The sequence below is a fragment of the Mycolicibacterium phocaicum genome (genome assembly GCF_010731115.1).
Lineage (GTDB): Bacteria > Actinomycetota > Actinomycetes > Mycobacteriales > Mycobacteriaceae > Mycobacterium > Mycobacterium phocaicum.
This window is the reverse complement of the sequence record NZ_AP022616.1, coordinates 4442902-4456231: the sequence shown is the minus strand read 5'-3', so window position 1 is coordinate 4456231 and position 13330 is coordinate 4442902. Positions and strand designations below refer to the sequence as shown.

The following is a 13330-nucleotide window of genomic DNA, read 5'->3' as shown; positions in this document are numbered from 1 at the left end:
AAAGTTCGCAAACTCCGTGGCCCAAGGACACAAAAATTCGCCTTTACAGGCACTTTCGACCGGTCGACGAGCTGCGTAGCGTGCGAACCATGCAGACACACGAGGTACGCACGCGGCGCAGCGCCGAAGAATTCCCGCGCTCGGAACACCTGGCCTGGAAGATCGCCGAGATCGCAGCCGACCCCGTCGAGGTGACTCCCGAGGTCGAGGGCATGGTCATCAACCGCATCATCGACAACGCCGCCGTCTCTGCCGCATCGGTCATCCGGCGCCCCGTCACCGTCGCGCGTACCCAGGCCCAGGCGCACCGCACCCAGCGCGGCGCCACCGTGTTCGGCATCGACGGCACCTACTCCCCCGAATGGGCCGCCTGGGCCAACGGGGTTGCCGTGCGCGAACTCGACTTCCACGACACCTTCCTGGCCGCCGAGTACTCGCACCCGGGTGACAACATCCCGGCCCTGGTCGCGGTGGCCCAGCAGCTCGACATCCGCGGCAGTGACCTGATCCGCGGCATCGCCACCGCATACGAGGTGCAGGTCGACCTGGTCAAAGGCATCTGCCTGCACGAGCACAAGATCGACCACGTCGCCCACCTCGGACCCGCGGTCGCCGCCGGTATCGGCACCATGCTGCGGCTTGCTCCGGAGACCATCTACGACGCGATCGGTCAGGCCCTGCACCTGACCACCGCGACCCGTCAGTCCCGCAAGGGCCTGATCTCCAGCTGGAAGGCCTACGCCCCGGCGCTGGCCGGCAAGGTCGCCATCGAGGCCGTCGACCGCGCCATGCGCGGCGAGGGCTCGCCGGCTCCCATCTGGGAGGGCGAGGACGGCGTGATCGCCTGGCTGCTGTCTGGTCCCGAGCACACCTACCAGGTGCCGCTACCCGAGGCCGGTGAGCCCAAGCGCGCCATCCTGGACACCTACACCAAGGAGCACTCGGCCGAGTACCAGAGCCAGGCCCCGATCGATCTGGCGCGCCGGATGCGTTCGCGCATCGGCGATCTCGACCAGATCGCGACCATCGTGCTGCACACCAGCCACCACACGCACGTGGTGATCGGCACCGGCTCGAACGATCCGCAGAAGTTCGACCCGGATGCAACACGAGAAACCCTGGACCACTCGGTGATGTACATCTTCGCGGTCGCCCTGCAGGACGGCGAATGGCACCACGAGCGGTCCTACGCTCCCGAGCGCGCCCACCGCCCGGACACCATCGAGCTGTGGAACAAGATCTCGACAGTCGAGGACCCGGAATGGACCCGGCGCTACCACTCGAATGACCCGGCCGAGAAGGCCTTTGGCGCCCGTGCCGTGGTGACGCTCAAGAGCTGCGAGGTGATCGTCGACGAACTGGCGATCGCTGACGCCCACCCGCTGGGTGCGCGCCCATTCGAGCGTGAGCAGTACCGTGGCAAATTCAGCACTCTCGCTGACGGCGTCATCGCCCCGGCTGAGCAGGAGCGGTTCCTGACCGTGGTCGACCAGCTCGGCACGCTCAAGCCGGGCAGCCTCGGCGCGCTCAACCTGCGGGTCGAGCAGGTCGTACTGGACAAGGCCCCGACGATTCCCTCGGGGATTTTCCGATGAGCGCCGGCCTTCTCGGATCGACGGTTTCCGCCGCCGACAAACGCGCCAAGCTCCGGGCGGGCCTGAATTCCGGCCAGCTGCAACGCTATCCGGGTGCCTTCTCACCGCTGGTGGCAAAGTTGGTGTCCGAGATTGGATTCGAGGGGGTCTACGTCTCGGGCGCGGTGCTGTCGGCCGATCTGGGGCTGCCCGACATCGGGCTGACCACCCTGAGCGAGGTGGCCGGCCGCAGTGCCCAGATCGCCGCGGCCACAGACCTGCCCACGCTGGTGGACGCCGACACCGGCTTCGGCGAGCCGATGAGCGCTGCCCGCACCATCACGATTCTCGAAGATGCCGGGCTCGCGGGCTGCCACCTCGAGGACCAGGTGAACCCGAAGCGTTGCGGGCACCTGGACGGCAAGGCCGTGGTGCCCGCTGCCGAGATGATCAAGCGGCTGCGCGCGGCGGTTGCCGCCCGTCGGGACCCCAACTTCATCATCTGCGCCAGGACCGACGCCGCGGGCATCGAGGGCATCGACTCCGCCATCGACCGCGCGAAGGCCTACGCCGACGCCGGCGCTGACCTGATCTTCACCGAGGCGCTCTCCACCCCAGGTGAATTCGAGCGCTTCCGGGCAGCGGTCGATACCCCATTGCTGGCCAACATGACCGAGTTCGGCAAGTCCGAACTGGTCACGACCCGGCAGTTGTCCGACATCGGATACAACATGGTGATCTACCCGGTCACCACGTTGCGCCTGGCGATGTACGCGGTCGAGGTCGGCTTGCGCGAAATCCACTCTGCTGGAACGCAAGCCGGCCTGCTGGACCAGATGCAGCATCGCACCCGGCTCTACGAGCTGCTGCGCTATGCCGAATACAACGAATTCGATTCAGACATCTTCAATTTCACCCTCCAGGACGCGAAAGCATGACCACTGAGACGCCACACATTTACAAGGGGCTGGCCGGTGTCGTCGTCGACACCACCGCCATCTCCAAGGTCGTACCCGAGACCAACAGCCTGACCTACCGCGGCTACCCGGTGCAGGATCTGGCCACGCACTGCTCCTTCGAGCAGGTGGCGTACCTGCTGTGGCACGGCGAGCTGCCGACCGACCAGGAACTGGCGCTGTTCTGCCAGCACGAGCGCGCATCCCGCCGGGTCGACCGCTCGATGTATTCGCTGCTGGCCAAACTGCCCGAGAGCTGCCACCCGATGGATGTGGTCCGCACCGCGATCAGCTACCTGGGTGCCGAGGACCCCGAGGAGGACGTCAGCACCCCGACCGCCAACTACGCCAAGTCATTACGGATGTTCGCGGTACTGCCGACCATCGTCGCGGCCGACATCCGGCGCCGGCAAGGGCTGGCGCCCATCGCACCGCACAGCCACCTCGGTTATGCGGAGAACTTCCTGAACATGTGCTTCGGCGAGGTGCCGGAACCGGCGATCGTCGAGGCGTTCAGTCAGTCGATGGTGCTGTATGCCGAGCACAGCTTCAACGCGTCGACCTTCGCTGCCCGGGTGGTGACCTCCACCCAGTCCGACATCTACAGTGCCGTGACCGCGGCCATCGGTGCGCTCAAGGGCTGCCTGCACGGCGGCGCCAACGAAGCCGTCATGCACGACATGCTGGAGATCGGGTCCGCCGACAATGCCGCGAAGTGGTTGCACGGCAAGCTGTCCCGCAAGGACAAGGTGATGGGCTTCGGGCACCGGGTCTACAAGAACGGCGACTCGCGCGTGCCGACCATGAAAGCCGCCTTTGAGCGGGTGGTGCAAGCGCGCGGGGGCCAGCAGTGGCTGGACATCTACAACGTGCTGGAGCGGGATATGTTCGCCGCCACCGGGATCAAGCCGAACCTCGACTTCCCGACGGGTCCGGCCTACTACCTGATGGGCTTCGACATCCCGGTCTTCACGCCGCTTTTCGTGATGAGCCGCATCACGGGCTGGACGGCACACATCATGGAGCAGGCGGCATCGAATGCCCTGATCCGTCCCCTGAGCGAATACTCGGGCCAACCACAGCGTTCCATTGCCTGAGCACACAATCCGCAAAGTCCTCGTTGCCAACCGCGGTGAGATCGCGATCCGGGCCTTCCGGGCCGCCTATGAAATGGACATCGCGACAGTGGCGGTCTACGCATACGAGGACCGGAACTCGCCACACCGCTTGAAGGCCGACGAGTCCTACCAGATCGGCGAGCCGGGCCACCCGGTACGGGCCTACCTCACGGTGCCCGAGATCATCCGGGTGGCACAGCTGGCCGGCGCCGACGCCGTCTACCCCGGGTACGGATTCCTTTCGGAGAACCAGGAACTGGCGTCGGCGTGTGCCGCCGCCGGCATCACCTTCGTGGGCCCCAGCGCCGATGTGCTGGAGCTGACCGGCAACAAGGCCAGTGCCATCGCGGCGGCCCGGACTGCCGGACTGCCGGTGCTCACCTCGTCCGAACCATCGGCATCGGTCGACGAACTGCTCACGGCCGCAGCAGATATGGAGTTCCCGCTGTTCGTCAAGGCCGTCTCTGGCGGCGGCGGTCGCGGTATGCGGCGAGTCGCTGATCGTGCCGATCTGGCCGAGGCCATCGAAGCTGCGTCGCGCGAAGCGGAGTCGGCATTCGGTGACCCGATGGTCTATCTCGAGCAGGCGGTACTCAATCCGCGCCACATCGAGGTGCAGATCCTGGCTGACAGCACCGGCGAGGTGATCCACCTCTTCGAGCGGGACTGCAGTGTGCAGCGTCGGCACCAGAAGGTCATCGAGCTGGCACCCGCCCCCAACCTCACCGAAGAACAGCGGGCCCGAATCTGTTCTGACGCAGTGAGATTTGCCCGCCAGATCGGCTACTTCTGCGCCGGCACCATCGAGTTCCTGCTCGACGAGCGCGGGCACCATGTGTTCATCGAATGCAATCCCCGCATTCAGGTCGAACACACGGTGACCGAGGAGATCACCGATGTGGATCTGGTGGCTTCCCAGCTGCGGATCGCGGCCGGAGAGTCGTTGGCAGACCTGGGGCTCAGCCAGGACAGCATCCGCATCCGTGGCGCAGCCATGCAATGCCGAATCACCACCGAGGATCCCGCCAACGGGTTCCGGCCCGAAACCGGCCGGATCACCGCCTACCGCAGTCCCGGCGGTGCCGGAGTCCGATTGGACGGCGGTACCAATGTCGGTGCCGAGATCAGTGCGCATTTCGACTCGATGCTGGTCAAACTCACCTGCCGGGGTCACGACTTCGCGACCGCGGTCAGGCGTGCCCGCCGCGCTCTTGCCGAGTTCCGCATCCGCGGGGTGTCGACGAACATCCCTTTCCTGCAAGCGGTTCTGGACGACCCCGCCTTCGCGGCGGGCACGGTGTCGACGTCGTTCATCGACGAGCGGCCGCAGCTGCTGACGGCACATATCCCCGAGGATCGCGGCACCCGCATCCTCAACTACCTCGTCGACGTCACGGTCAACAAACCGCACGGCGTGCGGCAGTCCGCGGTGTATCCGCGGGACAAGCTGCCCGAGATCGACTTGTCCGTGCCGGCACCGGCGGGCAGCAAGCAGCTGCTGACCGAGTTGGGGCCCGAGCGCTTCGCAGCCGCGCTGCTGGAATCGCCGCGACTGTGGGTCACCGACACCACGTTCCGCGATGCCCATCAGTCCCTGCTGGCCACCCGAGTGCGTACTTCGGGCCTGGTCAAGGTGGCACCGTACGTGGCCCGCATGATGCCCGAGCTGCTGTCGGTCGAATGCTGGGGCGGTGCGACTTACGATGTGGCGCTTCGGTTCCTGAAGGAAGACCCGTGGGAACGGCTCGCCGCACTGCGGGAAGCGCTGCCCAACATCTGCCTGCAGATGTTGCTGCGTGGCCGCAACACCGTCGGCTACACGCCCTATCCGGTATCCGTCACGTCGGCGTTCGTGCAAGAGGCCACCGCCACCGGCGTCGACATCTTCCGGATCTTCGATGCGCTGAACAATGTGGAGTCGATGCGTCCGGCGATCGATGCCGTGCTCGAAACCGGCTGTGCGGTCGCTGAAGTCGCGATGTCCTACACCGGCGACCTGTCCGATCCCGGCGAGACGCTGTACACGCTCGACTACTGGCTCAAGCTGGCCGAGCAGATCGTCGACGCCGACGCACACGTGCTGGCGATCAAGGACATGGCCGGTCTGCTGCGGCCACCTGCGGCGGCAACACTGGTGTCGGCGTTGCGATCCCGGTTCGACCTGCCGGTGCACGTTCACACCCACGACACCCCGGGTGGCCAGCTTGCGACGTACGTCGCGGCCTGGCAGGCCGGCGCCTCGGCGGTCGACGGGGCCGCAGCACCGCTGGCCGGTACCACCAGCCAGCCCGCGTTGTCGTCCATCGTTGCCGCAGCCGCACACACCAAACACGACACCGGATTACCTCTGGCGAACGTCTGCGAGCTGGAACCGTACTGGGAGGCGTTGCGCCGCGTCTACGCACCGTTCGAGGCGGGCCTACCCGCTCCGACCGGCCGCGTGTACACCCATGAAATCCCGGGCGGACAGCTGAGTAACCTCCGCACTCAGGCCGTCGCCCTCGGTCTGGGCGGCCGGTTCGAGGACATCGAGAACGCTTACGCGAGAGCGGACCACGCCCTCGGCAGGCTGGTGAAGGTGACCCCGTCGAGCAAGGTGGTCGGTGATCTGGCGCTGGCGCTCGTCGGCGCCGGGATCAGTGCCGAGGAGTTCGCCGCTGACCCGCGCCGGTGCGACATCCCAGATTCTGTGATCGGGTTCCTGCGCGGCGAACTCGGCGAACCGGCCGGCGGCTGGCCGGAGCCGTTGCGCAGCAAGGCCCTTCAGGGTCGGACCGCCGCCAGGCCGACGGCCACACTCACCGTCGAGGACTACGCCGAACTGGCAGAGCCGGGGCCCACCCGCCGGGCGGCACTCAATCGCTTGCTCTTCCCCGGGCCCACCCACGAATTCCTCACACATCGAGAGCAATACGGCGACACCTCGAGCCTGAGCGCCAACCAGTTCTTCTACGGGCTGCGCCGCGGCGAGGAGCACCGCGTCAAGTTGGAGAAGGGCGTCGAGCTGCTCATCGGTCTCGAAGCCGTCTCCGAACCCGATGACCGCGGCATGCGTACGGTGCTGTGCCTGTTGAACGGTCAGCTGCGCCCAATCCAGGTGCGGGACAGGTCGATCGACAGCGCCCTGCCCGCTGCGGAAACGGCGGACCGCGGCAACCCCGATCACATCGCCGCGCCGTTCGCCGGCGTGGTGACGATCGGGGTGGCGGTCGGGGACGCCGTGAACACCGGTCAGACAGTGGCAACCATCGAAGCGATGAAGATGGAAGCCGCGATCACGTCGCCCAAGACCGGCACCGTCACCCGGATCGCGGTGGCCCCCACCGCAAGTGTCGAAGGCAACGACCTGCTCGTGGTCGTCAGCTGACCGAGGCCACGGTCACGGCACGACGGCAATCTTGCCGTGACCATGGCCCGTCATGCTCGCCGAGAGCGCGGCCGCAGCTTCGGTCAGCGGGAACGTCTGGCTGATCGAGACGACGAGCCGCGCCTGCGCTGCCAGTGCGGCGAGTTCGCCAAGGGCCGCGCCGAGTTCGCTGCCCGAGCCACCGGCGTGAATCTGGATGCCGGTGCCTGCCGCGTCGAAGGCAACCAGCGTGAGAACGCGCGCCGGATTGCCCGTGAGTTCGATCGACAGCGGGATTTCGCCGCGGCCAGAGGCGTCGAGAACGGCGTCCACGCCCTGCGGCGCGACGGCGCGAACCCTTTCAGCCAGGCCGTCGCCGTAGGTGACCGGCGTCGCGCCCAGCGAACGGAGATACTCGTGGTTGGCTTCACCCGCCGTACCAATCACATTGACGCCCTGAGCCTTTGCGAGTTGGACGGCAAACGTCCCCACGCCGCCCGCGGCGGCATGGATGAGCAGCGTCTCGCCTGCCTTGATGCCGAGCTTCTTCAGCACGGCATATGCCGTGCCACCGGCACCCGCGAGGGAGCCCGCCACTTCCCACGGGACACCGGCGGGCTTGCGCACAATCTCGGCCGATTCGGCGAGCGCGTGATCGGCGAACGATCCGGTGGTCGACCGGCCCAGCACTTCGTCGCCGACAGCCCACTCGGTTACCTCGGCGCCGACCGCGTCGACTACGCCCGCCACATCGGAGCCCACGCCGGCGGGTAGCTCGAGCGGAAACAGTTCGCGCATCTGACCACTGAGGATTTTCCAGTCGATCGGGTTCAGCCCGGCCGCGCGCACCGCGATCCGCACCTGGGTCGGTCCGGGCGCCGGTGGCGGGGCATCGACCACCTGCAACACCTCAGGGCCGCCGTATTCTCCGAACTGAACAAGTCTCGACATTCGGTCGTCTCCAATCGGGTTCCGGTACCGGGCGGGAGCCCAAAGAAGGAAAGCTGCGGGGTGCCCGGTTTATTTCGTGACGCCGTGACGGCGACGCCGAAAGCGGGCCGGCGTAGTCCCGACCTCAGCGCGAAAGGCCCGGGAGAACGCGGACTCGGACTGATAGCCGACCTGACCGGCGATGGTGGCGACTGTCGCGTCGGTGGATTTGAGTAGTTCGGCGGCAGCCATCACCCGGGCACGTGCCAGGAAGACGCCCACGGTCATGCCCGTTTCCCGTGCGAAATGCCGCAGGAATGTCGCCCGCGCCATTGAGGCCGTGCTGCTGAGCCGATCGATGGTCCAGTCTGCGCCCGGCGCGGCCAGCACATTCTCGATCGCCTTCGCGATGCGCGGGTCGGTTGCCGCGGTCCACAACGTGGACGTCGTCGTCGCGCTGTTCGCGGACCTCAACACCATCGTCAGGAGCACCGTGGCCAACGCGGACAGGATCGCCGCGGTGCCTTTTCCCTCCCGCTGTGCTTCCGCGCGCATCATGGCGCTCAGCATCGTCAACATGTCCGCGGTGTCGGCTGAGTCGCCGCACGAAACATGCAGCGGGTCCGGCAGACTGCGAAACAGCACCGCGCCCGCTCCCCCGTCGAATGTGTAATGCCCGCAGAACAAATCGATGACGGCCGGTCCGCCACCCCGGCTACGGGTGGTCACGAACGCCTCACCGGTGGTCTCGGTTGTGCCCCGCAGCCGGCCGGCGCCTGCCGCGACGATCCGATGAGGAGCCCGGCTCGGGATCAGCACGACATCCCCCTGCCGCATCGTCAGCGCCCGGGAACCGACCAGCAGCTCGCACTCGCCCTCGAGCAGGACGTGGAACGGTGCCTGCAGCTCCGGATATCCGCCGACGTCCATGCGGGTGGTGCTGCCCAGCAGGCAGCGCTTGTCCACCTTGGCACCGACCTGCGCCACGTCCAACAAACGACTGACGACGTCCATATTGAGACTTTAGAGCAGAAAACTGAGTCAATAGCGCCTATTGGTATCGATTGCGGCTAAGTACGGTTCAACGAAGTGCAGCCCTTCGCGGGTTCCGACGCCAAGCACTCCGCACAGGAAAGAGACCGTCATGACCGAACAACTCCACACCAAGGACACCGCGCTTACGGCTCGCGTCGCGGTGCGCGCGCTGCCACGCGTCGACACTGTCACCGCGGCACTGCTGCGGTACGGACTCGTTGTCGTCATCGGCTGGATCGGCCTGCTGAAGTTCGCCCATTACGAGGCACATCAGATCGCCCCACTGGTCGCGCACAGCCCGTTCATGGGCTGGCTCTACGGCATCTTCCCCGAATACACCTTCTCCGCACTCCTCGGCGTCATGGAAGTGACCGCTGCGGTCCTCCTGGCGGTGAAGCCGTTCGCGCCACGCATCTCGGCGCTCGGCAGCCTGCTGTCGGTGTTGTTGTTCCTCGCGACGATCAGTTTCCTGTTCACCACCCCGGGAATTGCCGAACCGGCAGGCGGCGGGTTCCCCGCGATCACGTTGCTCGCCGAGTTTCTCCTGAAAGACCTTGTCTTGCTGGGAGCTTCGTTCTGGACACTGGCCGACGCCATCCGGTCCGGCTGGACGGGCGACCAGAACCATGTCTGATCGCAACGCACGCTACGAATCTCTTTTCCGGCCGACGTCGATCGCCGGGGTCAACCTGACCAACCGTGTCGCACTGGCTCCGATGTCCCGAGTCAGCGCAACGGCCGAAGGTCTTCCCACCGATCGGATGGGCGCCTACTACCGGACGTTCGCCGATGGCGGGTTTGGCCTGTTGATCACCGAAGGCCTGTATATCGATGACCAGGCCAGCCAGGGTTACTACTTCCAGCCCGGCATCTCGAGCTCTGCCCAGGTCGCGGCGTGGAAACCGGTCGTGGATGGCGTCCACGCGTCCGGTGCGAAGTTCTTTGCCCAGCTCATGCACGCCGGCAGCCAGTCACAGGGAAACCGCCATACGGCCACCACCTGGGCTCCGTCGGCAGTACGGCCGCACGGCGAGCAGTTGTCCATGTACCGCGGATCGGGTCCGTACCAGATGCCCGAGGCGATGACCGCCGAGCATATCGACCAGGTCCGTACCTCGTTCGTCGATGCTGCCAAGTTGGCCCGCGACGCGGGGTTCGACGGCGTAGAACTGCACGGCGCCAACGGATATCTGCTCGACGCGTTCCTCACCGACTACATGAACACCCGCACCGACGAGTACGGCGGCACCGTCGCCAACCGCGTGCGGCTCGCCGCGGAGGTCAGCGCCGACGTCGTGGCCGCGGTCGGCGCGGACATCGCCGTCGGTATCCGTATCTCACAGGGAAAGGTGTCGGACAACCATCATCGGTGGCCGGGCCGAGAGGATGACGCCGCCATCATCTTCGGCACACTCGCCGCTGCCGGCGTCGACTACATACACACCACCGAATATCGAGCTCTGGCACCAGCTTTCGATGACAGTTCGAGCACGTTGGCCGAATTGGCCAAGCGCCACAGTGGCCTGCCGATCATCGCCAACGGCCACCTCGATGATCCCCGCGACGCGGCCGGCATCCTCGACTCCGGCTCCGCCGATATCGTCACGTTGGCCAAACCTGCACTGGCCAACCGGGACTGGCCACAGCGGGTCCGGGCAGGACGACCGCTGTCGCCCGACGTGCCCGCCGATATCTTCGGTCCGACCGCGAGCATCAAAGACTGGGAAGTGTGACAGTGTGCTGTGCCCCGGAACCTGATCAGGTTCCGGGGCACAGTCTTTGGCGCCCTACCCGGCGCGGACCAGCCGCGCCGCCCGCACCAGGTTCCGCAGGGATTCGGTCACCTCATCGGTCTTGCGGGTCTTCAGACCGCAGTCCGGGTTCACCCAGAGCCGTTCTGCCGGAACGGCATCCAGCGCGTGGCGCAGCGAAGTCGCCATCTCCTCGACACTGGGGACCCGCGGCGAGTGGATGTCGTAGACACCCGGACCGACACTGCCCGCGAACCCGATTTCGTTGAGGTCGTCGAGCACCTCCATGTGCGAACGCGCCGCCTCGATGGACGTCACATCGGCATCGAGATCGGCGATGGCACCGATCACCTCACCGAATTCGGAGTAGCACAGGTGCGTGTGGATCTGGGTCTCGTCGCTGACGCCCGAAGTGGACAGCCGGAACGCGTCGACCGCCCACTGCAGATATGCCGCCTTGTCGGCGTTCCGCAGCGGCAGCAGCTCGCGCAGCGCGGGTTCATCGACCTGGACGATGACGATGCCCGCATCCTGCAGGTCGACCGTCTCGTCTCGGATGGCCAGGGCCACCTGGTTGGCGGAGTCGGCCAGTGGCTGGTCGTCGCGGACGAACGACCAGGCCAGAATCGTCACCGGCCCGGTGAGCATGCCCTTGACCGGCTTGTCGGTGAGAGTCTGTGCGTACCTGGCCCATTCGACCGTCATCGGCTGCCGACGCGTGACGTCGCCGAACAACACCGGCGGACGCACGCAGCGGCTGCCGTACGACTGGACCCAGCCGTTCTTCGTGGCGAAGAAACCGTCCAGCTGCTCGGCGAAGTACTGCACCATGTCGTTGCGCTCGGGCTCGCCGTGCACCAGCACATCCAGACCCAGGTCCTCCTGCAGCCGAATGACGGTCTCGACTTCGGCCTTCATCTGATCGGTGTACTGAGCCTCGTCGATCTCACCGGCGACCAGCGCGGCACGCGCCTTGCGGATCTCGACGGTCTGCGGAAACGAGCCGATGGTGGTCGTCGGCAATGACGGCAGACTGAGGCGCGCGTCCTGCGCCTTACGCCGCTCGGCTGCCGGCCCGCGGCTGATGCCGCCGGTCAGCACCTCCTTCAGCCGCGCCCGGACGGAGTCGTTGTGCAGGCGCGGGTCCTGCGCCCGCGACGCGACAGCCGCGCTCGACGCCTCGAACGCTGCGGCCACCGCGTCCCGGCCGTCGCGCATCGCCGTCGCCAATGTCGCGACCTCACGGACCTTTTCGGCGCCGAAGGCCAGCCAGCTGCGCAGGGCGTCGTCCAGATCGGACTCTGGTTCGAGCGAGTACGGCACATGCAGCGTCGAGCACGATGTCGACACCGCAACCGTCTTCGCCGACCCGACCAGCGCCCCCAGCCGAGCCAGCGCGGTTTCCAAGTTGGTGCGCCAGATGTTGCGGCCGTCGACGATGCCCGCGACCAGCAGCTTGTCGGCCAGGCCCGAAACAGGCTGATCGCCCCCCGCGACGAAATCAACTGCGATACCTTCGATCTGGGTGCGGGCCAGCGCCGGCAGCGCGGCCCCCAGCTCGCCGAAGTAGGTCGCGACCAGGATGGCCGGGCGCTTGGCCGCGCCCGCGAGCGTGGTGTAGACCTGCTCTGCCAGTTCGGCGCCACTGTCGAGGATGTCGGTGACCAGCACCGGCTCGTCGATCTGCACCCACTGCGCGCCGGCATCGGCCAGCCGGCCCAGCAGTTCGACATACAGCGGCAGCAGCTCACCGAGCCGCTCGATGGGCGCGGCGGCGCCGTCGACCGCCTTACTCAAGGCCAGGAAGGTGATCGGCCCGACGATCACAGGGCGACCCGAAATACCTTGCGTCTGAGCTTCTTTGAGCTCATTCAGCACCTTGGCCGGATTCAGGGTGAACGCGGTGTCCGGACCGATCTCCGGGACGATGTAGTGGTAGTTGGTGTCGAACCACTTCGTCATTTCCAGCGGTGGAATGTCCGCCGTACCGCGGGCCGCGGCGAAGTAGCGATCCAGGTCGTCGGCTACACCGCTCACCCGGGCCGGTAGAGCACCGAGCAGTACCGCGGTGTCGAGGACCTGGTCGTAGTACGAAAAAGTGTTGACCGGAACGGAATCCAGACCGGCCCGGGAGAGTTCGGCGAGAGTATCGCGGCGCAGACCCGCGGCGATCTCTTCGAGTGCGGCGCGGTCGATCCGGCCGGCCCAGTAGCGCTCGACGGCGCGCTTGAGCTCACGGTTGGGGCCGATGCGGGGCGCACCCAGAATGGTTGCGGTGAATGGTGTTGACATGCGACGTCCTTAAACGCGACGGAAGTGCGCACCGCCCAAGGACATCCATCGAGGACAGCGCGAACCGCCCTCGGCGATTGCCCATTCCACGAGGCGATGCACCGCCGGACGCGGCGCATCCGGCACAGCTGGCAGGTCTTCGGACTCGCAGGCGCGCACCTTCTGGTGCACCTAGTGGCCGTCGCTTCCCAATCCGTGGATCAGTGCGGATGACGGCGGTCGTTCCTGCATACCGCTGCGGGACAGTCCCGGATTCTCACCGGGTTCCCTCTCATGGCGGTTCCCCGCCATTCGACGCCGCAGACGCCGAGGCGTCATTGGCAAACCA

General features: G+C 66.5%; 9 protein-coding genes and 1 riboswitch. Of the genes, 6 read left to right on the top strand and 3 right to left on the bottom strand.

The features are described 5' to 3' along the window. The first annotated feature begins 89 nt into the window (after window positions 1-89). The 4 genes from prpD to G6N46_RS21245 are packed head-to-tail and all read left to right on the top strand — an operon-like array spanning window position 90 to window position 7015. On the top strand, window positions 90-1595 hold the full coding sequence (prpD, locus tag G6N46_RS21260; protein WP_174814077.1) for a 2-methylcitrate dehydratase PrpD: 1506 nt from the start codon (window positions 90-92) through the stop codon (window positions 1593-1595). Continuing rightward, entirely contained in the window at window positions 1592-2512 is a 921-nt protein-coding gene (gene prpB, locus G6N46_RS21255; protein WP_138250882.1) for a methylisocitrate lyase, read from the top strand. The genes prpD and prpB overlap by 4 nt, the downstream gene beginning before the upstream one ends. Beyond that, window positions 2509-3627, top strand: coding sequence for a bifunctional 2-methylcitrate synthase/citrate synthase (locus G6N46_RS21250; protein WP_138250883.1), 1119 nt, complete (start codon window positions 2509-2511; stop codon window positions 3625-3627). Before prpB ends, G6N46_RS21250 begins: the two co-directional genes overlap by 4 nt. Further along, window positions 3620-7015, top strand: coding sequence for a pyruvate carboxylase (locus G6N46_RS21245; RefSeq protein WP_174814076.1), 3396 nt, complete (start codon window positions 3620-3622; stop codon window positions 7013-7015). Before G6N46_RS21250 ends, G6N46_RS21245 begins: the two co-directional genes overlap by 8 nt. A gap of 12 nt (window positions 7016-7027) precedes the next feature. Here G6N46_RS21245 and G6N46_RS21240 read toward each other — a convergent pair whose 3' ends face one another. Beyond that, on the bottom strand, window positions 7028-7855 hold the full coding sequence (locus tag G6N46_RS21240) for an NADP-dependent oxidoreductase (RefSeq protein ID WP_234880797.1): 828 nt from the start codon (window positions 7853-7855) through the stop codon (window positions 7028-7030). A 159-nt stretch (window positions 7856-8014) separates the two neighbouring features. Continuing rightward, the gene (locus G6N46_RS21235; protein ID WP_138250885.1) at window positions 8015-8938 is read right to left on the bottom strand and encodes an AraC family transcriptional regulator; all 924 of its coding nucleotides are present in this window, start codon (window positions 8936-8938) and stop codon (window positions 8015-8017) included. A 130-nt stretch (window positions 8939-9068) separates the two neighbouring features. On the opposite strand from G6N46_RS21235, the gene G6N46_RS21230 reads away from it, so the two are divergent. Together G6N46_RS21230 and G6N46_RS21225 are read left to right on the top strand one after the other, a co-directional pair. Beyond that, a complete protein-coding gene (locus G6N46_RS21230) occupies window positions 9069-9593 on the top strand; it encodes a YkgB family protein (RefSeq protein WP_138250886.1) in 525 nt (174 codons plus the stop codon). Continuing rightward, a complete protein-coding gene (locus G6N46_RS21225; RefSeq protein ID WP_138250887.1) occupies window positions 9586-10692 on the top strand; it encodes an NADH:flavin oxidoreductase in 1107 nt (368 codons plus the stop codon). Before G6N46_RS21230 ends, G6N46_RS21225 begins: the two co-directional genes overlap by 8 nt. Before the next feature lie 54 nt (window positions 10693-10746). On the opposite strand, the gene metE is transcribed toward G6N46_RS21225, so the two are convergent. Continuing rightward, window positions 10747-13002 carry a 5-methyltetrahydropteroyltriglutamate--homocysteine S-methyltransferase gene (gene metE / locus G6N46_RS21220; protein ID WP_138250888.1) on the bottom strand — a complete coding sequence of 752 codons (2256 nt, stop codon included), beginning with the start codon at window positions 13000-13002 and terminating at the stop codon, window positions 10747-10749. A gap of 113 nt (window positions 13003-13115) precedes the next feature. Further along, window positions 13116-13319: riboswitch (cobalamin riboswitch) on the bottom strand. Window positions 13320-13330: the final 11 nt, after the last annotated feature.

Coding starts and splice junctions, on each gene's coding strand:
- prpD (WP_174814077.1), top strand. CDS start 90: ATGCAGACACACGAGGTACGCACGCGGCGCAGCGCCGAAGAATTCCCG.
- prpB (WP_138250882.1), top strand. CDS start 1,592: ATGAGCGCCGGCCTTCTCGGATCGACGGTTTCCGCCGCCGACAAACGC.
- G6N46_RS21250 (WP_138250883.1), top strand. CDS start 2,509: ATGACCACTGAGACGCCACACATTTACAAGGGGCTGGCCGGTGTCGTC.
- G6N46_RS21235 (WP_138250885.1), bottom strand. CDS start 8,938: ATGGACGTCGTCAGTCGTTTGTTGGACGTGGCGCAGGTCGGTGCCAAG.
- G6N46_RS21230 (WP_138250886.1), top strand. CDS start 9,069: ATGACCGAACAACTCCACACCAAGGACACCGCGCTTACGGCTCGCGTC.
- G6N46_RS21225 (WP_138250887.1), top strand. CDS start 9,586: ATGTCTGATCGCAACGCACGCTACGAATCTCTTTTCCGGCCGACGTCG.
- metE (WP_138250888.1), bottom strand. CDS start 13,002: ATGTCAACACCATTCACCGCAACCATTCTGGGTGCGCCCCGCATCGGC.